We start from the raw sequence: 21,485 nt of genomic DNA, 5'->3' as shown, positions 1-21,485 counted from the left end.
CTATTTATGTGTAAGAGTGTACGAGAGTAAAGTAAAGCAGTTCCTCCCAAGACGTTATCTTTTGATGCCGCTTCAAAGACGAACCTTCTAGTATCTCCGATAAGTAACTCCCATAAGTAATGTTCCTGTTGCAGACCCGCTATTCCAATGGCGTCGAGTGCCTTATGGCAGATTTATTAGTATTTGTATTTGATAGTAAAGGTAAGAATTATGTCTAAGAAGACTGGTCAGGTTAAGTGGTTCAACGAAGCTAAAGGTTTTGGTTTTATTGAACAGCATGATGGCGGTAAAGATGTATTTGTTCACTTCTCCGCAATCGCAACTGATGGTTTCAAGACTTTGGCTGAAGGCCAGCGTGTTGAATATACCATCCAAGACAGCCGCGCGGGCCGGCTGCTGCAAACGTTGTTGCTCTGTAATACAGAAATATAATGTTTGAATGATTCTGGAAATTGATGATGCTGATGTGTTAATCATCTCTCCGGATAGCAAAATTCTAAAACCCGCGCTTATGCGGGTTTTTTCATATAATCAAGCTCATAGAGGTTTAATCAGAAAACTTTAGGATGGGCAACTGCATCTAAACAATAAATAAAAATGAGTTGTTAGGATGCCCAGTAAAAGGAAATTTATTATGACGTTAAAAATGGGTCGCGTGAAATGGTTCAATCAGTCTGAAGGCTACGGTTTCATTTCACCACACGACGGTAGTTTGGATGTATATGTCAGCAAGACGGCTATCGCCAACACCAAAAATAAATCACTGAGTGAAGGGCAGGACGTTGAATTCTCTACTTATCGTAGTATTCACGGGCCGTCAGCAGCAGATGTGATCGCTTTCTAAGCAAACGGCTACCCAAGGGTAGCCGTTAGTTTTTTTGCCTCTGTTCGACAGTTTTTTCTGCCGCCGGGCCTTTTTGCAGGTGCTTCTATTTGTTTTTTGCGGTTTAGTTGCTGAAGTTAGCAAACAGCGCAATGATTTTATGGAATACTTTCATTTCTTACTCGATGTACATAATTGTGTGATGTCAGTCACAAAATAATACTCCTCGAAATTCAACATATCAATAACAAAACCAACATTTATTATCCCGGCCGTGGGTTGTATTTACTTATCTTGAGATTGATTAACATAACTCTTTGTTATCAATACCTGATATACGTGATGGTATCGACGCAGTTAACCTGCATCGGCGGATATGGTATCCTCGACCACTTTCCTGCTGGCTGAACTCCATTTTGGAGGATGTATGGACCACCGTTTACTCGAAATCGTTGCCTGTCCTGTCTGCAACGGTAAGTTGTACTTCAATAAAGAAAACCTTGAATTGGTATGCAAAGCTGACAATCTGGCTTACCCGGTGCGTGATGGCATCCCGGTATTGTTAGAAAATGAAGCCCGTCCACTGTCAATTGATGAGAAACACGCATGAGTTTCATTGCTATAATTCCCGCCCGTTATGCTTCAACCCGTCTACCAGGTAAGCCACTGGCGGATATCGCTGGCAAACCGATGGTGGTACATGTGATGGAGCGAGCGTTGGAGTCAGGTGCTTCTCGGGTGATTGTGGCAACAGACCATCCGGAAGTGGTGAAAGCGGTTGAGGCGGCGGGCGGCGAAGTGTGTCTGACCCGTGCCGATCATCAATCTGGTACCGAGCGCTTGGCTGAAGTCATTGAACGCTATGGTTTTGCTGATGATGACATTATCGTCAATGTGCAAGGGGATGAGCCACTGGTGCCACCAATGATTATCCGCCAGGTTGCAGATAATTTGGCTGCCTCCAGTGCGGGCATGGCAACATTGGCTGTGCCGATTGAAAGCAGTGAGGAAGCCTTTAACCCTAATGCCGTGAAAGTGGTGATGGATGCACAAGGCTATGCGCTGTATTTCTCGCGCGCAACTATCCCGTGGGAAAGAGAGCGCTTTGCGCAGTCTAAAGAAACCATTGGTAATTGCTTCTTACGTCATATTGGTATTTATGCTTATCGCGCCGGCTTTGTGCGCCGTTACGTTAATTGGGCACCGAGTCAACTTGAGCAAATTGAGCTGTTAGAGCAGTTGCGCGTGTTGTGGTACGGTGAGAAAATTCACGTAGCTGTAGCAAAAGCGGTGCCGGCAGTTGGCGTTGATACTCAAGAAGATTTAGACAGAGTTAGAGCCATTATGCTCAATAAGTAATTATTGCTCAGATCCCTACGCCAGACTGATAGGGTCTGGCGTCATTATTCCTGCTTTTTTATCCCATTCTATTCCGTTCCTGCTGGTTTGATTTTTATTGTGGATGTTATTTGATCTGCATTCTGGAAATATTCAGCCCATCATCTCATTATGAATTATCTATTTCGTCAGATAATCGGACAAAGCCTTATGGAACAGCTGAAAGCTGAGTTGAGTGTCGTGCTCGGGGAGTCTATTACCCGCCTTGAACGCATCAGCGAACAGCCCTATGCCCACCTGTATGCAATGTATAATCAGCAGGGGCAGGCTATCCCATTGTTGGCAAAGAGTTATGTCTGTCAGGGGATTGCGCAGCAAGAGGCCTATAAATTGTCAATGCTCGCGCGCGAAGGCGATATCCGCTTGCCGACGGTGTACGGTTTAGTCATGACTCATCAATCCCCTTATAAAGAAATTTTGCTGATGGAGCGCCTACGTGGCGTTTCGGTAGAAGCGCCCACTCGGACAGGGGAGCGTTGGAATGCGTTGATGGATCAGATAGTTGAAGGTGTATTAGCCTGGCACCGGATCGATAGTCATGGCTGTGTCGGCAATGTTGACAGCACACAAGAGAATGATTGGTTTAGTTGGTATCAGCAACGGGTTGAAGTGCTGTGGGCCACGCTGTCGAATATGAATTCACCGGTAATGACGTTGGATGATCGCGCAGTGCTTTATCGTGCGCGGGCATCGTTAAATGCACTTTTCGCCGGTTTTGACGACAGTTCGGTACTGGTTCACGGCAATTTGACTTTGCGCAGTATGCTCAAAGACCCCCGCAGTGATCAATTGTTGGCGATGCTCAATCCCGGCCCAATACTCTGGGCACCGCGCGAGTATGATCTATTCCGCCTCAGTGAAGATGGCATGCCAAGTCAGCTATTTTATCGCTACCTTAGCAAAGCGCCGGTTTCTGAATCTTTTGTGGCGCGGCGCTGGCTCTATACTCTTTGGGAACTGGTTTCCCGTTTTATTCATACCGGTAATCTGGATCGCGCTTTATTTGATAATGCGGCACAGCAACTTTTACCCTGGTTAGAATAGCTTTATTCATCATTTTTGTTGCCCGTTAACTTTTGCCACAATAGCCCCAATGTCTCATACCAGGCGCGCTCGGAGTGACCTAAATAGATGGCGGCTGGAATAGTGCGCTCCCAGCTATGTAATGGGGTAGTAATGGCTAATTGATTGGCCGGGGCAGGAATCGGATGCAGCCCCTTGGCGGTAAAGAATTTTATCGCTCTGGGCAAATGACTGGCTGACGTCACCAACAAAAAAGGTTTATCACCCACCAGGGTTGCCACTGCTGCCGCTTCTTCAACAGTATCTTTCGGTTGTTCCAATACAATAATATTTGCCGCCGGAACCCCTAAACTTTCCGCTACCTGTGCCGCTGTTTTCGCACTACTTTGGCTGTTCGGCCCAGCGCTACCGGTAAATACCATTTTAGCGTCGGGATGGGCGCGATATAGCCGGATCCCCTCCGTTACTCTCGGCAAACTATTTGCGAATAAATTAGCACTTGGCGGCCAATTCGGATTAAACGTGTAGCCGCCACCGAGGACAACAATGTAATCTACCGGGTCGTTCCCCTGATAGGTGGCGTATTGTTTTTCCAGCGGCAATAATAGGCGATCGGCGACTGGCTGCAGGCTAATCAGCAATAATACCAGCCAACTGAGTGCGAAAAGCGTTTTGCCACTTTTTTGCCAGCGGGTAAACCACAATAGAATTAGCGCCAACCCCATAACGATAAGCAGAAAGGGCAGTGGCATTAATAAGCCGCCAACAAACTTTTTTAGGGTAAAAAGCATAAAAACTGGGACCTTTTGGCTGAAAAAACGGCATTTGGCGATGATTACGGGCCAAGAAGATTTATTCTAAGTCAGGCTGTGCCAAAATAGCAGGTTGGTAGCCATTCTTTTTGCTGTAGCCATTGATTTGCGAGTTTCTATCAAGCCAGGGCGGCAAATCAATAGTGATAGCGGAGCAAGTGTCCATGCAGGATCGCAATTTCGATGATATTGCCGAGAAGTTCTCACGCAATATCTACGGTACGACGAAGGGAATGATCCGTCAGGCGGTGGTGTGGCAAGATATCACCGGGCTGCTAGCGCAGTTGCCGCAACGCCCGTTACGGATCTTAGATGCAGGTGGTGGTGAAGGGCATATGGCTTGCCAATTGGCGGCATTGGGCCATCAGGTTCTATTATGTGACCTGTCTGCTGAGATGATCCAGCGTGCAAAAGTTGCGGCTGAAGAAAAAGGTGTGAGCCACAACATGCAATTTGTACAAAGTGCGGCTCAGGACATCACCCAACATTTAGAACAGCCCGTTGATCTGATATTGTTCCATGCGGTTTTAGAATGGATTGCAGAGCCACAACAAGTTCTGCAAATACTTTTTAATGCGCTAAACCCAGGTGGTGCATTGTCGTTGATGTTTTTCAATGCCAATGGACTGGTGATGCGTAATGCGGTATTAGGTAACTTTCAATTGGCGATACCGGGCGTTAAAAGACGTCGGCAGCGCTCATTGTCGCCGCAATACCCTTTAGATCCCCCGACGGTATATGGTTGGCTTGAGCAAATGGGTTTATCCATTAGCGGTAAGACGGGAGTGCGGGTGTTTCACGATTACATGAAAAATAAACAGCAACAAGTTGATGAGTTTGCTGAATTATTGGCGTTGGAACAGCGCTATTGCCGGCAGGAGCCCTTTATCAGTTTGGGGCGCTACGTGCATGTTATGGCGTTTAAGCCGAATCTGAAGGACCCATTATGAGTGAATTTTCCCAGACAGTACCCGAACTGGTCGCCTGGGCGCGGAAAAATGATTTTTCGATTACTCTGCCAACAGAGCGTTTGGCCTTTCTTATGGCTATTGCTACCTTAAACGGTGAGCGGCTGGACGGTGAAATGAGCGAAGGCGAGTTGGTTGATGCATTTCGTCACGTCAGCAAAGGTTTTGAACAAACCACCGAAACCGTGGCAGTGCGCGCTAATAATGCCATCAATGATATGGTGCGCCAGCGTTTGCTTAACCGCTTTACCAGCGAAATGGCCGATGGCAATGCTATTTATCGCCTGACTCCATTGGGCATTGGTATCACCGATTACTATATCCGCCAACGTGAGTTTTCCACTCTGCGGTTATCTATGCAGTTATCGATTGTGGCGCAAGAGCTGCAACGGGCTGCCGAAGCGGCCGAAGAGGGCGGTGACGAATTCCACTGGCACCGTAATGTCTTTGCCCCACTTAAATATTCAGTTGCTGAAATCTTTGACAGTATCGATATGACACAGCGCTTGATGGACGAGCAGCAGCATAGCGTCAAAGAAGATATCGCGGCACTGCTGAATCAGGATTGGCGTGCCGCCATTGCCAGTTGTGAAATGCTGCTGTCAGAAACCTCCGGCACACTGCGCGAACTACAAGATACGCTGGAAGCGGCAGGTGATAAGCTTCAGGCGAATTTATTGCGTATTCAAGAAGCTACCATCGGCAATGCGGGTTTGGAGCTGGTTGATAAATTGGTCTTTGATTTACAAAGTAAACTTGACCGTATTATCAGTTGGGGTCAGCAGGCGATTGATCTGTGGATTGGCTATGACCGCCATGTGCATAAATTTATCCGTACAGCGATTGATATGGATAAAAACCGGGTATTCGCCCAGCGCCTGCGCCAATCAGTGCAAAATTATTTTGATAACCCTTGGGCCTTAACCTATGCCAATGCAGATCGCTTGCTGGATATGCGCGATGAAGAGTTGTCGCTGCGTAGTGAAGAGGTAACAGGGGAACTGCCACCGGATCTGGAATTTGAAGAGTTTAATGCCATCCGTGAGCAGTTGGCCGCCATGATTGAAGAGGCGTTGTTAGTGTATCAACAGCAAAAACTGCCGCTCAATTTGGGGGACGTCATGCGCGATTACCTCGCGCAATATCCGCGTGCTCGTCATTTTGACGTGGCTCGTATCCTGGTCGACCAGGCAGTTCGCCTTGGTGTGGCCGAAGCCGATTTCTCAGGGTTACCAGCCGAATGGCTGGCAATCAATGATTACGGAGCCAAGGTGCAGGCACATGTCATCAACAAATATTGAAGTAGTCATGCCGGTTAAGCTGGCTCAGGCATTAGCCAATTCACTGTTTCCGGCACTGGATAGCCAGTTGCGCGCTGGCCGTCATATCGGGATTGATGAGCTGGATAATCATGCTTTCCTGATGGATTTTCAGGAGCAACTGGAAGAGTTCTATACCCGCTATAACGTGGAGTTAATTCGCGCACCGGAAGGTTTCTTCTATCTGCGGCCACGTTCTACCACTCTTATCCCGCGCTCAGTGTTATCTGAACTGGACATGATGGTGGGTAAAATTCTTTGTTATCTGTATCTCAGCCCGGAACGTCTGGCTCATGAAGGTATTTTCGCCCAACACGAGTTGTACGAAGAGCTGCTGAGTCTGGCCGATGAGAGCAAATTGCTGAAGTTCGTTAACCAGCGCTCAACCGGTTCGGATTTAGATAAGCAGAAGTTGCAGGAAAAAGTACGCACCTCACTCAACCGGTTACGCCGTTTGGGCATGATCTACTTTATGGGCAATGACAGCAGCAAGTTTCGTATCACTGAGGCGGTGTTCCGTTTCGGTGCCGATGTGCGCAGTGGCGATGACCCACGCGAAGCTCAGTTGCGCATGATCCGCGATGGTGAAGCCATGGCGGTCGAAAATAGTCTGTCACTCCATGATGAAAGCGATGAAAACGACATCACCATGAGAAATGCAACGGACAGTGCAGAGGATGAACAGGAATGATTGAACGCGGTAAATTTCGCTCACTGACCTTGGTTAACTGGAATGGCTTCTTTGCCCGAACCTTCGATCTTGATGAATTGGTCACCACCTTATCCGGTGGTAATGGTGCGGGTAAATCCACCACCATGGCGGCTTTCGTCACAGCATTGATCCCAGATTTGACCTTGCTGCACTTTCGTAACACCACCGAAGCCGGTGCGACCAGCGGTTCTCGTGATAAAGGTCTGCACGGTAAATTGCGTGCTGGCGTATGTTACTCCACGTTAGATGTGGTCAACTCGCGCCACCAGCGGGTGGTTGTCGGGGTGCGCCTGCAACAAGTCGCAGGGCGCGACCGTAAAGTTGATATCAAACCTTTTACCATTCAAGGGCTTCCGACGGCGATCCAACCAACACAGATCCTCACTGAGGTTGTCGGTGAGCGCCAGGCGCGCGTGTTGTCATTGCAAGAGCTGAAAGAGCGTGTCGAAGAGATGGAAGGGGTGCAGTTCAAGCAATTTAACTCCATCACCGATTACCACTCATTGATGTTTGATTTGGGTGTGATTCCAAAACGTCTGCGCTCTTCTGCTGACCGCAGCAAATTTTATCGTTTGATTGAAGCCTCATTGTACGGCGGTATTTCCAGCGCGATTACTCGCTCGCTGCGCGACTATTTATTGCCAGAAAACAGCGGCGTACGTAAAGCTTTCCAGGATATGGAAGCGGCATTGCGCGAAAACCGCATGACCCTTGAGGCTATACGTGTTACCCAGTCTGACCGTGACCTGTTTAAACATTTGATTTCCGAAGCGACGTCCTACGTTGCCGCTGACTATATGCGCCATGCCAATGAGCGGCGTATTCATCTTGACGGCGCTTTGGTGTTGCGCCGCGAGTTGCTGGCCAGCCGGAAACAACTGGTGACTGAACAGTATCGCCATGTTGAGATGTCCCGCGAATTAGCCGAGCAAAGTGGGGCGGAGTCTGATCTTGAAACGGATTATCAGGCCGCCAGTGACCACCTGAGTCTGGTGCAAACCGCGATGCGCCAGCAAGAAAAAATCGAGCGCTACCAAAGTGATTTGGAAGAGCTAACTTATCGGCTGGAAGAGCAAAATGAAGTTGTTGCTGAGGCCAGCGAGCAGCAGGCTGATAACGAAGCTCGTGCCGAAGCCGCTGAGTTGGAAGTGGATGAGCTGAAAAGCCAGTTAGCTGATTATCAGCAAGCGCTGGATGTTCAGCAGACCCGCGCCATTCAGTATCAGCAAGCATTACAAGCGCTGGAACGTGCTCGTGAGTTGTGCCAGTTACCTGAGTTAACGGCGGATAACGCCGAAGATTGGCTGGAAACTTTCCAGGCCAAAGAGCAGGAAGCCACCGAGGCGTTATTGCAGCTTGAGCAAAAACTGAGTGTTGCTGATGCCGCACACAGCCAGTTTGAGCAAGCCTATCAGTTGGTGGTGAGCATCGCCGGTCAGGTTAGCCGCAGTGAGGCCTGGCAAACTGCCCGCGAATTATTGCGTGATTGGCCGTCACAACAACATTTGGCCGAGCGAGTTCAGCCACTGCGCATGCGTTTGTCTGAGCTGGAGCAGCGACTACGCGCCCAGCAGGACGCCGAGCGTTTATTGCAAGAGTTCTGCAAACGTCAGGGGCAAGCCTATCAGCCGGAAGAACTGGAAGAACTGCAACGTGAATTAGAATCACAGGTTGAAGAGCTTTCCCTCAGTGTTAGTGATGCTGGCGAGCGGCGCATGGAAATGCGTCAGGAACTCGATCAAATTAAGCTCAAAATCCAGGAATTGACGGCGCGCGCTCCGGTTTGGCTGGCGGCGCAAGATGCCCTGAGCCAACTGAGTGAGCAGAGCGGTGAAGCGCTGGAAGACAGCCGTCAAGTGACGGAATATATGCAGCAGTTGCTGGAGCGCGAGCGTGAAACCACCGTCGAACGTGACGAAGTGGCGGCAACCAAGCGCGCAATTGATGCACAAATTGAGCGCCTGAGCCAACCAAGTGGTGCTGAAGATTCACGGATGATTGCGCTGGCCGAGCGTTTTGGCGGCGTGCTGTTATCCGAGATTTACGACGATGTGACTCTTGATGATGCGCCATACTTCTCCGCGCTGTATGGCCCGTCTCGCCACGGTATCGTGGTGCCGGATTTGTCGCTGGTACGCGACCAATTGGCAGGGCTGGAAGATTGCCCGGAAGATTTGTATCTCATCGAAGGGGACCCGCAGTCATTTGATGACAGTGTTTTTGCCGTCGAAGAACTTGAAAAAGCGGTGGTGGTGAAAATTGCTGATCGCCAATGGCGTTACTCCCGCTATCCCGAAGTGCCACTGTTTGGCCGTGCAGCCCGTGAAAATCGACTGGAAGCGCTGTATCAAGAACGTGATAGCCTGGCAGAGCGCTATGCAACACTGTCGTTTGATGTGCAGAAAACACAACGTTTACATCAGGCATTCAGCCGGTTTATTGGTTCGCATCTGGGGGTGGCATTCGATTCTGATCCGGAAGCTGAAATTCGACTGCTGAATACCCGCCGTGGTGAAATCGAACGCGCTCTGAACGCGCATGAAGAAAGAAACCAGCAACAACGTCAGCAATTTGAACAAGCCAAAGAGGGTATTTCTGCCCTTAACCGTTTGATCCCACTGGTTTCATTACTGCTTGATGATACCTTGACTGACCGTGTTGAAGAAATTACCGAAGAGCTGGCAGAAGCACAAGAGGCGGCGCGTCATATCCAGAAACACGGTGCGGCCCTGACTAAACTTGAACCGCTGTTGGCGGTGTTGCAAAGCGACCCGCAGCAACACGAGCAGTTAAAAGAGAACTATGCGCAGGCGCAGAACAGTCAACGCCAGGCCAAGCAGCAAGCATTTGCTTTAGTTGAAGTGGTGCAGCGCCGCGCGCACTTTGGTTATACCGACTCCGCGGGCATGTTGACTGAAAACTCTGATTTGAATGATAAACTGCGTCAGCGCCTGGAACAGGCAGAAGCAGAGCGTACTCGCGCCCGTGAGCAGTTACGTCAATATCAGGCGCAGTTTACCCAATACAATCAAGTGCTGGCGTCATTGAAAAGTTCATATGATGCCAAACGTGACATGCTCAAAGAGTTGAGTCAGGAGCTGGTGGACATTGGCGTTCAGGCTGATGCCGATGCTGAAGCCCGCGCCCGCGCCCGCCGCGATGAACTGCATGCCGCACTAAGCACCAACCGTTCGCGCCGTAATCAGTTAGAAAAACAACTGACCTTCTGTGAAGCCGAGATGGACAGTTTGCAGAAAAAATTGCGTAAACTGGAGCGAGATTATCATCAGATCCGCGAGCAGGTGGTTAATGCGAAAGCGGGCTGGTGTGCAGTAATGCGTATGGTGAAAGATAATGGTGTTGAGCGCCGTTTGCATCGCCGAGAGCTGGCCTATATGGATGGCGACGAGCTGCGTTCTATGTCGGATAAGGCGCTGGGGGCATTGCGTCTGGCGGTCGCGGATAACGAACATTTGCGCGATGTGCTGCGCATGTCTGAAGATCCCAAACGGCCTGAGCGCAAAATCCAGTTCTATATTGCGGTGTATCAGCATCTGCGTGAGCGTATCCGTCAGGATATTATCCGCACTGATGATCCAGTCGAAGCCATTGAGCAAATGGAAATTGAACTGGGCCGTTTGACCGAAGAATTGACCGCCCGCGAACAGAAACTGGCGATCAGTTCGAAAAGTGTGTCGAATATCATTCGTAAAACCATTCAGCGCGAGCAGAACCGGATTCGCATGCTGAATCAGGGCTTGCAAGCGGTATCATTCGGCCAGGTTAAGAGTGTGCGGCTGAATGTGAATGTGCGCGAAGCTCATGCGACCTTGCTGGATGTGCTGTCTGAACAACAAGAGCAACATCAGGACTTGTTCAACAGTAACCGCCTGACCTTCTCCGAAGCACTGGCGAAACTGTATCAGCGCCTGAACCCACAAATGGATATGGGGCAGCGTTTGCCGCAAACCATTGGTGAGGAGTTGCTTGATTATCGTAACTATTTAGAGCTGGAAGTCGAAGTTAACCGTGGTGCAGATGGCTGGTTACGTGCCGAGAGTGGCGCACTGTCTACCGGTGAGGCTATCGGTACCGGTATGTCTATTCTGGTGATGGTGGTACAGAGCTGGGAAGAAGAATCGCGCCGTTTACGCGGTAAAGATATTTCGCCGTGCCGCTTGCTGTTCCTTGATGAAGCTGCGCGCTTGGATGCAAAATCTATCGCAACATTATTTGAGTTGTGTGAGCGGCTGGAAATGCAATTAATTATTGCTGCGCCAGAGAATATCAGCCCAGAAAAAGGGACTACCTATAAGCTGGTGCGAAAAGTCTTCCAAAATCATGAGCATGTACACGTGGTTGGTTTGCGCGGTTTTGCAAATGAAATACCAACATTGCCATCGATATTAGCTGAACAATGACGAAATGGTTAATTATTGTTCAGTGACAACGTAATAATAATTAATTTTCTTAGATGGCCGCATTGCGGCCATTTTTATTGTTGTCACATCTGAGGGTTATATTTTATAACCGAAGGAAATCTGTTAGCGTACATAAATGGTTAAATTTATATTATTGGCTACTTAGTGGTATTTCTGTTTGTATAATAATATTAATACCCAAAGAAAGTGGTATTGCAGTTAAACAATAAATCGTGCTGAGCCGCTAACATACTGCGACTTCAAGGAAGAAGGGTAACGACAAACTATGACGTACTTAGATAAGCATACCGGGGGCATAGAATGTCGGTAGAGAAGAAAAATCCGCAACGTGCATTCGCGTTATATTGCGCTTTAATTTGTAGCCTGATGCCGACATTTAGCGCATCAGCTACAGCACCTATTATGCCTGTAGATTCATCTTCGGCGCGCTCGCCCGCATCACAAAGCATGTCGGTGGCACAAAGCCGTTCCCAATTATTGGCGGTATTACCGAAAAACGTTACGCCGTTCTATCCTTCTGAATTGTCTGTGCTTTATGCCGCAAACCATATGCAACCTATGTGGCAAGACCGAGCCGCGGTTCAGCATTTCCAGCAACAATTAGCGGAAGTGGCACTCTCCGGTATCCAACCACAATTTATGCAATGGGTGAAATGGCTCAGTGATCCGGCGCTTACCGGTTTGGCTCGCGATGCTATTTTATCTGATGCGATGCTGGGCTATTTGCACTTTATCTCAGGTGTCGGTGCGAACGGCAGTGTCTGGTTATACAGCAATGTGCCGTACAAGATGGCAATGCCGCCTGCTACGATCCTCAATCGTTGGCAGCAAGCGGTACATGAGGGCACCACAGCGCCATATCTGACATCCCTGGCACCTCAGCATCCTCAGTATGAAAAAATGCATCAGGCGCTGAAAGAGATGCTGGCCGACCGCCGCCCGTGGCCACAAATGGCTAATGGCCCGAGCTTACGCCCTGGTCAGTTAAGTGATGATATTCCTGCTTTGCGGGAGATTCTCGACAGAACCGGCATGTTGTATCCGGTTGCGTCAGCACCGGTACAAACGCCGGAAGTCATTCCGGTTGATAATCCGGCAGCAGCGGTGAATGATGACCTCTCTGTTGATGAAGAGAAAAACCGTGCCCAAGCCCACAGTTTGGTGGTTAGCCCATCAGCGGCACCCGTTGCCGATACGCCAGTGACCGGTGGGGTGGTTGCCCCATCTTCTGCGCCTGTGACGGCTACAGTGACCGATAATGTCTACACACCGGAGCTGATGGAGGCAGTCAAACGTTTCCAGCGCTGGCACGGGCTGAGTGATGATGGCGTTATCGGTACCCGGACGCGTGAGTGGTTGAATGTTTCCCCACAAACACGGGCGACATTGTTGGCATTGAATATTCAGCGTTTGCGCATTTTGCCGGGGCGGGTGGATAACGGCATTATGGTTAATATTCCAAACTATTCACTGAATTATTATAAAAATGGCGCACAGGTGCTTTCATCTCGAGTGATTGTCGGCCGGCCAAGTCGTAAAACACCATTAATGAGTAGTGCGCTGAACAATGTGGTGGTGAACCCGCCGTGGAACGTGCCAACCTCACTGGTGCGTCAGGATATCGTGCCGAAAGCACGTTACGATTCCAGCTATTTCCAGCGCCATGGTTATACCGTATTGTCCGGTTGGAGTAATGATGCCGAAGTCATCGACCCTTCAATGATCGACTGGAGCATGATTTCACCGAACAATTTCCCGTACCGCTTGCGTCAGGCCCCAGGTGCCAGCAACTCCTTGGGGCGGTTCAAATTCAATATGCCAAGCTCGGATGCTATCTATCTGCATGACACGCCGAACCATGGCTTGTTCCAGAAAGATATTCGCGCACTGAGCTCTGGTTGTGTGCGGGTGAATAAAGCCTCTGATTTAGCCAATATGCTGTTGCAGGATGCTGGCTGGAATGATGCTCGGGTATCCTCGACGTTGAAACAAGGCGATACGACTTATGTCAACATCCGCCAACGCGTGCCGGTACAACTCTATTACCTGACGGCATGGGTGGCTGATGACGGCAAACCGCAGTTTAGAACAGATATTTACAATTATGATATGACGGTGAGATCAGGTTCACAAATCTCCCATCAAGCCGAACTTTTGCTGCAATAAATGCAGTAAAACTCAATAACTAATGGTCTCAATATCGGGTTGTCTTATGGGCGTTCCTAATGGAGCGCCTCATAAACTTGGGCTAAACGCACAGTGAATGCGAACTGCATGCGGGTTGACTGGCTCTCCATAGGCAGTTAAGGTTCGGGATGGCACATAGATACCCAAAGTCATTGGGGTTGCAGCCAACACAGTTGCGGCTTCAAATAATAAGGGGGCAGTGCTTAATTTTGACATTTTTGCCGGGTATTAACAGAGATCATGGATAAAATTGATAATCATCGCCGTAAATGGCTAGCGTTAGGGGGGGTAGCACTCGGGATGTCGCTGCTCCCAGGGCAAGCATTCGCTACCCTTTCAACTCCTCGCCCACGTATATTGACCCTGAATAATCTGAATACGGGGGAGTCCATAAAAGCCGAGTTCTTTGACGGTCGAACTTATAATAAAGATGAACTTTCCCGTTTGAATCATTTATTCCGCGATTATCGGGCCAATAAAGTCAAAACTATCGATCCTCGCCTCTTTGATCAGCTATACCGCCTGCAAGGCCTTCTCGGTACAACTAAACCGGTGCAGCTAATTTCAGGTTACCGCTCGCTTGACACTAATAATGAGCTGCGCGAACGCAGCCGTGGTGTGGCCAAACACAGCTTCCACACGCAAGGGCGAGCAATGGATTTCCATATTGAAGGCATTCAATTGAGTAATATCCGTAAAGCAGCATTAAAAATGCGCGCTGGTGGTGTAGGATATTATCCTCGCAGTAACTTTGTGCATATTGATACTGGGCCAACACGATCCTGGTAACGCGTATTTTTATGCCAGTGCTTTGAATCTATCCAGGGTGCTGGGGTTGGAGCTTTATGAAATATCAAATTATTCCGGTGACGGCCTTTAGCCAAAATTGCACACTTATCTGGTGTGAGGAAACAGGGCAGGCCGCCCTTGTTGACCCAGGTGGTGAAGCCGCCAAGATCATCGCAGAAGTTGCTCGTCACGATATTAAGATTAGCCAGATTTTATTGACCCACGGTCATTTGGATCATGTGGGTGCTGCCGCTGAATTAGCTGCGCATTTTCAGGTGCCGATTTATGGGCCAGAAAAAGAAGACACCTTCTGGCTAGAAGGGCTACCCGCTCAAAGCAGAATGTTCGGGTTGAGCGAATGTGAGGCCTTTACGCCAACGCGTTGGCTGGAAGAGGGCGATAAAATTACAGTGGGTGCAATCGAGCTCTCCGTCTTACATTGCCCAGGACATACGCCGGGGCATATCGTCTTTATTGATCAAAAAGATCGTTTGGCGTTAGTTGGCGATGTTATTTTTAATGGTGGGGTTGGGCGCAGCGATTTCCCGCGTGGTGACCATCAGCAGCTGATTAATTCCATCCGAACTAAACTGTTACCTTTGGGGGATGACATGACATTTATTCCCGGTCATGGCCCAATGTCGACGCTCGGACATGAACGGCAGACTAATCCGTTTATACGCGAAGAACCTGCTGTTTGGTAACAGTAACTGATTGGTATCATAAACTCTTAGCAGAGTGACAATATGGAATTACAAGAAGGGCGCCATTCGGTGCCTTTTTTATATTATATTTAATGGGCTGTTAAAGCATTTTGTGAAGTCATAATCAGCTATTTATGTAAACTATGAAGATAATGATGGTGTTTACCACGTAAGCATTACCTCTGTGATATCCATAAGGCATAGCATGGCTGAAAGATATAACTGATATTGACCCGGTAGGCATCTTTCTGCCGTTTGAGTTCGTCATATTAACGAGCGCCTTTCAATGGAATCCACTATGCCATTTCGTCGTTTCAGACTGAATAAATTCCTGTCCCGGCTAGGTTTTTCTTCTATGGTGTTATTGCTGTTTCTGTTATTAGGCGCAGTGGTGATTTACGCGCAAACAAAAAGCAATATGCACCAGAATGCTGAAGCCAAGTTATTTCAGGCCAGAGCGCGCTTCGACCAGATATTTAATAATTTGCAGCATGCGGCTATCCAGGTAGAAACGGGGCTTGGAAAACCTTGCTTGCAAGTGGTACAGAATTTACGCGATCAGGTGGTGTTGATTCCGGATGTTCGCTCTGTCTCTTTAGCCAAAGGCAGTAACATTTATTGTTCTTCAATATATGGGCCACTTTCTACTCCTTTTGATTTAGATGTATTTGTTGATGGGCAATTAGAGTTAATGCAAGGCAATGATGTGACACCTGATCGCGCGTTAATAGCCTACCGACAAGTTCGAGGTAACTACAGTATTCTGGTCGCAGTTGATGGTTATTATCTGCGTAGTATTCTTAATCTATTGAGCAGTGATATTGAACTGCAACTGAGAGTTGGTAATAAATGGATGGATGCAACTGGAGCGGTGCATTCAGGTAGTCCCCCGAATAGCGGTGAACCTTTATATCTGGCCTCAGATAAGTTTGCTTACTCATTAAGTACAGCACTGTCTAATCAACAATATTTGGCTTATGCATGGCAATATGCTCGGGGTAGCTTGATTTTCTTTATCTTAATGAGCTTTGGGTCAGCGGTACTTATTTTCTGGTTATCGGGAAGGGCTGCATCCCCGACTCAGGTATTAAAACAAGCATTAGACAATAACGAATTTATTCCTTATATGCAGCCGATCGTCAGCGGCAAAGACCAATGCTGGATTGGTTGTGAAGTATTAATGCGCTGGCAGCATCCAGGCCAGGGTTTAATTCAACCGAATCAATTTATTCCTATGGCGGAGGACAGTGAACTTATCGTGCCGATGACCCGTTCTCTTATGCTGCAAGTCAGCGCGAAGTTTGCACCTTACGTAAATCAATTACCTGAGGGTTTTCATTTTGGTTTTAATATCAGCGCCAATCACTGCCGTGATCTCAGTTTGGTAGATGACTGCCGTCATTTTATTCAAGCTTTTGGTGGTAATAAAATTAATATCACGCTGGAATTAACCGAACGGAAATTGATTGTTGCCGATGCAACTACAGATAAATTATTTGCTGAACTTCATGCTTTAGGTGTCTTTATCGCCATCGACGACTTTGGTACAGGCCATTCGAGTTTGACTTATTTGCAGAAGTTTAAAGTTGATTTTCTCAAGATTGACCAAAGTTTTGTCGGCATGATTGGTTCAGATGCGTTATCAAGCCATATAGTAGGAAATGTTATTGATCTGGCGACTCGACTGGGGCTGCAAACTATTGCCGAGGGCGTTGAAAACGAAACCCAAATGCGTTATTTGCAATCCCATAGCGTGGATTATCTGCAAGGTTATATGTACGGGCGACCTATGCCGATGAACGAATTTGCCAAATATTTATTTCATTAAAATTTTGGCCTGACAGATAAAACAAAGGGTGCCTGGGGCACCCTTTTTACATATAAATCACAGTGACTTAATTAGAGCACAGCAACGATAGCTTCACATAATGGTGCCATATTGTCTGGCGTCATACCGGCAACGTTAACACGGCCAGAATTTACTGCATAAACCGCGAATTCATTGCGCAGACGCAGCACTTGTTCTTTGGTCAGGCCACTGAATGAGAACATGCCATTCTGGTTTATGATGAAGCTGAAATCTTGTTTAGCCCCTTTTTCTTGCAAGGTGTTAACAAACAACTGACGCATACGATGAATGCGCTGACGCATATCAGTCAGTTCTTGCTCCCAAATTGCCCGCAGCGCTTTGTCACTCAGTATGGTCGCAACCACTGCGGCACCATGAGCCGGTGGGTTGGAATAGTTAGCACGGATAACCGCTTTAACCTGGCTAAAAGCGATATCAGCCACTTCGCTGCTTGCGGCAACAACAGTGCAAGCACCCACACGTTCATTGTATAGACCGAAGTTTTTGGAATAAGAGCTGCAAACGATCAGCTCTTGATGCTGCGCGGCGAAAATACGCAAGCCCTGAGCATCTTCTTCCAGACCTTTGGCAAAACCTTGATAAGCAAAATCAAACAGTGGCAACCAGCCTTTAGCCACTGACAGTTCAGCTAATTGGTTCCACTGGGCTTCTGTTGGGTCAATCCCGGTAGGGTTATGGCAGCAGCCGTGGAACAGCACCACATCACCTGCCTGAGCTTCTGACAGGCTATTTAATAGCCCATCAAAGTCCAGCGCATGGTTAGCGGCATCATAATAGGCATATTCAACGACTTCTAACCCAGCAGCGGCGAAGACATTTTTATGATTTGGCCAGCTTGGATTACTGACCCAGACACGTTTGGCGCTGGTCTGATGGGCGATAAAATCAGCCGCGATACGCAGGCCACCTGTACCACCAGGGGTTTGAGCGGTGCGCGCACGTTTATCAGTAATAATCGCACTATTGGCACCGAACAGCAGTTCCTGAGTACAACGGGCGAAATCGGGCAGCCCCTCAATTCCCAGATAGTTTTTGGTGACTTCATTTTCCAGCAAATACTGCTCAGCTTTTTTGACGCTGGTCAGCACCGGCGTTTTCCCGGTTTCGTCTTTATAGACACCGATCCCCAGGTTAATTTTATTAGGGCGGTCATCCGCGCGGAAAATATCGGTCAGGCCCAGAATAGGGTCCGCAGGTGCAGCAGTGATTTTTTCAAACATGTCAGAGGCTTCCATGGCTTAGCGTTAAGCAAACAGAACCATCAGGGTAGCGCCAGTTGCGGCCTTTGCCAACCGTTTGCGATAAAAAGAAATGAATGTTGTGAGGCGAGGGGATTCGGGGTGAAAAATCGGCAAAATAGCCTGTTCGGCAGCGCAATATCCCTATTTTAGCCAGGGATAAAAACAAAAAGACAGAGCCGAAGCCCTGTCTTTTTTAACTTAGGTCAGCAGATAAACTGCCGGGTTAAGTTTAACTTAGAACTGGTAAACCATACCAACACCCACAACGTCGTCGGTGTTCAGACCGTTAGTACGAGTGAAGTCGTCTTCGTCCAGCAAGTTGATTTTGTAATCAACATAGGTAGACATGTTTTTGTTGAAGTAGTAGTAAGTACCAACAGAAACATATTTCAACAGGTCGTGGTTAGTATCTGTGTTGTTGTTCAGATCCTTACCTTTGGACTGAACATAACCCAGTGATGGGCGCAGACCGAAGTCGAACTGGTACTGTGCAGTGATTTCAATATCACGAGTCTTGTTCGCAATACCGTCATTACCGAATGGAGTCAGGTTCTGAGTTTCAGCATACATTGCAGCCAGGTATACGTTGTTTGCGTCGTATTTAGCACCAACGTTCCATGCCTGAGCTTTATCGCCTTCAGCTACATACAAACCGTTTGCCGGTGTAGTGTTCAGGTGAGCATTTTTCTGAGCAGTAGTACGGTTAGCTGTGGAGTAGCCAGCACCGAAACTTACGCCATAACCGATGTCATAAGTTGAAGACAGACCGAAGCCGTCGCCATTCTGTGTAGCCAATTCGTTGATGCCACTACGGCTAGTTTCATTTTTGCCTTGATATTGCAGGGCAAAGTTCAGGCCATCAACCAGACCGAAGAAGTTGGTGTTACGGTAAGTTGCCAGACCAGTAGAACGGCCAGTCATGTAGTTGTCAGAGTTGGAGATTGAATCACCACCGAACACTGGCAGCATGTCAGTCCATGCGTTGACATCATAGATTACGCCGTAGTTACGGCCGTAGTCGAATGAACCGAATTCAGCAAATTTCAGACCAGCAAAGCCCAGACGGGTTTTGTTGCCTTCAGCGCCTTGAGATTCAGCGTTGTTAGCCTGAATGTTATATTCCCACTGGCCGTAACCGGTCAGTTGGTCAGTAATTTGGGTTTCACCTTTGAAGCCGAAACGAACATAAGATTCGTCGCCGTCTTGTTTAGCGTTGTCAGAGAACTGGTGACGTGCGTCAACTTTACCGTACAGGTCAAGTTTGTTGCCGTCTTTGTTGTAGATTTCTGCTGCATTAGCTGCACCAGCTACTAACAATGCTGGGATTACTACTGCAAGAATATTGCGCTTCATCATTATTATTACCCTCATTGGTGTTATTCGGACACCTGCCACTGCCGCCAATAATTTTTTTGGAACTATTGTTGAGAGTTTGGTGTCGTCTGTGTCTGAACGCAGTGTTCCATTCACGAGGGTTATAATCCAGACCGAAAATGCTACCAATTACCTGAATATGTTTCATTGGGAAAGTATGTGTTACTAAATGTAAATTTAAGGGAACTTTGTGACTCAGATCGAACTTTAAAAAATGATAAAAGCCAGCTTAGCTGGCTTTTATTTGTACAAAATCACAATTTTTTTCTAAATGATGAATTTAGAAACTGGCATTTCTCGGTGTGCGTGGGAACGGAATGACATCCCGAACGTTTTGAACCCCTGTTACATATGAGATCAAACGCTCAAATCCAAGGCCAAAACCTGAATGTGGCACCGTGCCATAGCGACGCAGATCACGATACCACCAATAATCTTCTTTATTGAGGCCCATTTCTGCTAAACGTGCATCCAACACATCTAAACGCTCTTCACGTTGTGAACCACCGATAATTTCACCAATGCCTGGCGCGAGGACGTCCATTGCCGCCACGGTTTTACCGTCTTCATTCATACGCATATAGAATGCTTTGATATCTTTTGGATAGTTTTTAACTACCACTGGCGCTTTAAAGTGTTGCTCAGCTAAATAGCGCTCATGCTCAGAAGACAAATCTATGCCCCAGGAGACATCATTCTCAAACTTCTGGCCAGATGCCAGCAAGATCTCAATAGCATCAGTGTAGTCAACCTGAGCAAAGTCTGAGGTGACAAAACGTTGCAAACGATCAACCGCATCTTTATCGACACGTTCGGCAAAGAATTTCATGTCATCTGCACGTTCGTTCAACACCGCCTGGAAGACGTATTTCAACATTTTCTCAGCTAAACCGGCGACATCATCTAATGATGCGAAGGCGACTTCTGGCTCTACCATCCAGAACTCGGCCAAATGGCGGCTGGTGTTAGAGTTTTCTGCACGGAAAGTCGGGCCAAAAGTGTAAACTTTGGATAATGCACTGGCGTAGGTTTCGCCGTTAAGCTGACCGGATACCGTCAGGAACGCTTCTTTACCGAAGAAATCTTCACTGAAATCGACAGCGCCGGTATCAGTGCGCGGCAGGTTTTCCAGATCCAGCGTCGATACACGGAACATTTCACCCGCACCTTCAGTATCAGATGCAGTGATTAGCGGGGTGGAAACCCAAAAGTAACCGTTCTCATCGAAGAAACGGTGAATAGCTTGTGCCAAAGTATGGCGCACACGCGCCACTGCACCGATCAGGTTAGTGCGCGGACGCAGGTGAGCGACTTCGCGCAAGTATTCGATACTGTGCCGTTTTGCCGCCATTGGATAAGTATCGGGATCATCAACCCAACCGACCACTTTGATAGCAGTTGCCTGAATTTCAAAACTCTGCCCTTCACCCGGTGATGCCACTACGGTGCCAGTTACTTCTACTGAACAGCCGGTAGTTAAATGCAATACTTCGTCCTGATAATTAGGCAAAGTATTATTTACGACGGCCTGTAACGGGTCAAAGCAGGAACCGTCATAAACGGCAACGAAGGAGATACCCGCTTTAGAATCTCTCCGGGTACGCACCCAACCGCGCACGGTGACTTCACTGTCAACCGCAGCACGGCCTTGCAGTACGTCGACTACAGGCACTACGCTCATAGATTTCTCTCTTTAATAGTTTTGGATAATTTTGATATCGAAATAGTTAACAACCCAAAGAAATGGGGATGTTGCTATGTTACTTGTGGCGGTGCAGGACACAAGTAGAAATCATCAGTTCAGTGCAACATTGTTATAAAAA

At 47.9% G+C, this 21,485-nt stretch carries 16 protein-coding genes and 1 pseudogene; 13 read left to right on the top strand and 4 right to left on the bottom strand.

What is annotated here, in order from left to right; translation table 11 throughout:
• Window positions 1-210: 210 nt before the first annotated feature.
• From cspE to HU019_RS00490, 5 genes and pseudogenes are all read left to right on the top strand, one after another.
• Window positions 211-419: pseudogene (gene cspE / locus HU019_RS00510) on the top strand (transcription antiterminator/RNA stability regulator CspE).
• 215 nt (window positions 420-634) lie between these two features.
• On the top strand, window positions 635-844 hold the full coding sequence (locus tag HU019_RS00505; RefSeq protein WP_005159937.1) for a cold-shock protein: 210 nt from the start codon (window positions 635-637) through the stop codon (window positions 842-844).
• A gap of 406 nt (window positions 845-1,250) precedes the next feature.
• On the top strand, window positions 1,251-1,433 hold the full coding sequence (locus tag HU019_RS00500) for a Trm112 family protein (RefSeq protein ID WP_004700032.1): 183 nt from the start codon (window positions 1,251-1,253) through the stop codon (window positions 1,431-1,433).
• The gene (gene kdsB / locus HU019_RS00495; protein ID WP_174847072.1) at window positions 1,430-2,182 is read left to right on the top strand and encodes a 3-deoxy-manno-octulosonate cytidylyltransferase; all 753 of its coding nucleotides are present in this window, start codon (window positions 1,430-1,432) and stop codon (window positions 2,180-2,182) included. Before HU019_RS00500 ends, kdsB begins: the two co-directional genes overlap by 4 nt.
• A 189-nt stretch (window positions 2,183-2,371) precedes the next feature.
• On the top strand, window positions 2,372-3,265 hold the full coding sequence (locus HU019_RS00490) for a YcbJ family phosphotransferase (RefSeq protein ID WP_174847073.1): 894 nt from the start codon (window positions 2,372-2,374) through the stop codon (window positions 3,263-3,265).
• 2 nt (window positions 3,266-3,267) lie between these two features.
• Here the strand turns inward: HU019_RS00490 and elyC are convergent, their stop codons facing one another.
• Window positions 3,268-4,035 (bottom strand): envelope biogenesis factor ElyC, encoded by a 768-nt coding sequence (elyC, locus tag HU019_RS00485; protein ID WP_174847074.1) that lies wholly within the window; start codon window positions 4,033-4,035, stop codon window positions 3,268-3,270.
• A gap of 185 nt (window positions 4,036-4,220) precedes the next feature.
• Here elyC and cmoM point away from each other — a divergent pair, with 185 nt between their 5' ends.
• The 8 genes from cmoM (at window position 4,221) to HU019_RS00445 (ending at window position 17,005) form a co-directional block, all read left to right on the top strand.
• Window positions 4,221-5,006 carry a tRNA uridine 5-oxyacetic acid(34) methyltransferase CmoM gene (gene cmoM / locus HU019_RS00480; RefSeq protein WP_174847075.1) on the top strand — a complete coding sequence of 262 codons (786 nt, stop codon included), beginning with the start codon at window positions 4,221-4,223 and terminating at the stop codon, window positions 5,004-5,006.
• Entirely contained in the window at window positions 5,003-6,325 is a 1,323-nt protein-coding gene (gene mukF, locus HU019_RS00475) for a chromosome partition protein MukF (protein WP_174847076.1), read from the top strand. Before cmoM ends, mukF begins: the two co-directional genes overlap by 4 nt.
• Entirely contained in the window at window positions 6,306-7,034 is a 729-nt protein-coding gene (gene mukE / locus HU019_RS00470) for a chromosome partition protein MukE (protein WP_050078444.1), read from the top strand. Before mukF ends, mukE begins: the two co-directional genes overlap by 20 nt.
• Window positions 7,031-11,476: a chromosome partition protein MukB gene (gene mukB, locus HU019_RS00465; RefSeq protein WP_174847077.1), complete on the top strand. Its 4,446-nt coding sequence runs from the start codon at window positions 7,031-7,033 to the stop codon at window positions 11,474-11,476. The genes mukE and mukB overlap by 4 nt, the downstream gene beginning before the upstream one ends.
• A 321-nt stretch (window positions 11,477-11,797) precedes the next feature.
• Window positions 11,798-13,663 (top strand): L,D-transpeptidase, encoded by a 1,866-nt coding sequence (gene ldtD, locus HU019_RS00460; RefSeq protein ID WP_174847078.1) that lies wholly within the window; start codon window positions 11,798-11,800, stop codon window positions 13,661-13,663.
• 261 nt (window positions 13,664-13,924) lie between these two features.
• Window positions 13,925-14,473, top strand: coding sequence for a YcbK family protein (locus HU019_RS00455; RefSeq protein ID WP_174847079.1), 549 nt, complete (start codon window positions 13,925-13,927; stop codon window positions 14,471-14,473).
• Window positions 14,474-14,529: 56 nt separating this feature from the next.
• Window positions 14,530-15,177, top strand: a complete 648-nt coding sequence (locus HU019_RS00450) for an MBL fold metallo-hydrolase (RefSeq protein ID WP_026017891.1) — start codon at window positions 14,530-14,532, stop codon at window positions 15,175-15,177.
• Window positions 15,178-15,475: 298 nt separating this feature from the next.
• The gene (locus HU019_RS00445) at window positions 15,476-17,005 is read left to right on the top strand and encodes an EAL domain-containing protein (RefSeq protein ID WP_174847080.1); all 1,530 of its coding nucleotides are present in this window, start codon (window positions 15,476-15,478) and stop codon (window positions 17,003-17,005) included.
• A 71-nt stretch (window positions 17,006-17,076) separates the two neighbouring features.
• Here HU019_RS00445 and HU019_RS00440 read toward each other — a convergent pair whose 3' ends face one another.
• The 3 genes from HU019_RS00440 to asnS all read right to left on the bottom strand — a co-directional run bounded on the left by HU019_RS00440 (window position 17,077) and on the right by asnS (window position 21,343).
• Window positions 17,077-18,267, bottom strand: coding sequence for an amino acid aminotransferase (locus tag HU019_RS00440; RefSeq protein WP_174847081.1), 1,191 nt, complete (start codon window positions 18,265-18,267; stop codon window positions 17,077-17,079).
• Window positions 18,268-18,522: 255 nt separating this feature from the next.
• Window positions 18,523-19,641, bottom strand: coding sequence for a porin OmpF (gene ompF, locus HU019_RS00435; protein ID WP_174847140.1), 1,119 nt, complete (start codon window positions 19,639-19,641; stop codon window positions 18,523-18,525).
• A 301-nt stretch (window positions 19,642-19,942) separates the two neighbouring features.
• On the bottom strand, window positions 19,943-21,343 hold the full coding sequence (gene asnS, locus HU019_RS00430) for an asparagine--tRNA ligase (protein ID WP_075337015.1): 1,401 nt from the start codon (window positions 21,341-21,343) through the stop codon (window positions 19,943-19,945).
• Window positions 21,344-21,485: the final 142 nt, after the last annotated feature.

The organism is Yersinia artesiana (genome assembly GCF_902726545.1).
Classification (GTDB): domain Bacteria; phylum Pseudomonadota; class Gammaproteobacteria; order Enterobacterales; family Enterobacteriaceae; genus Yersinia; species Yersinia artesiana.
This window is presented reverse-complemented; position numbering and strand designations above follow the sequence as displayed.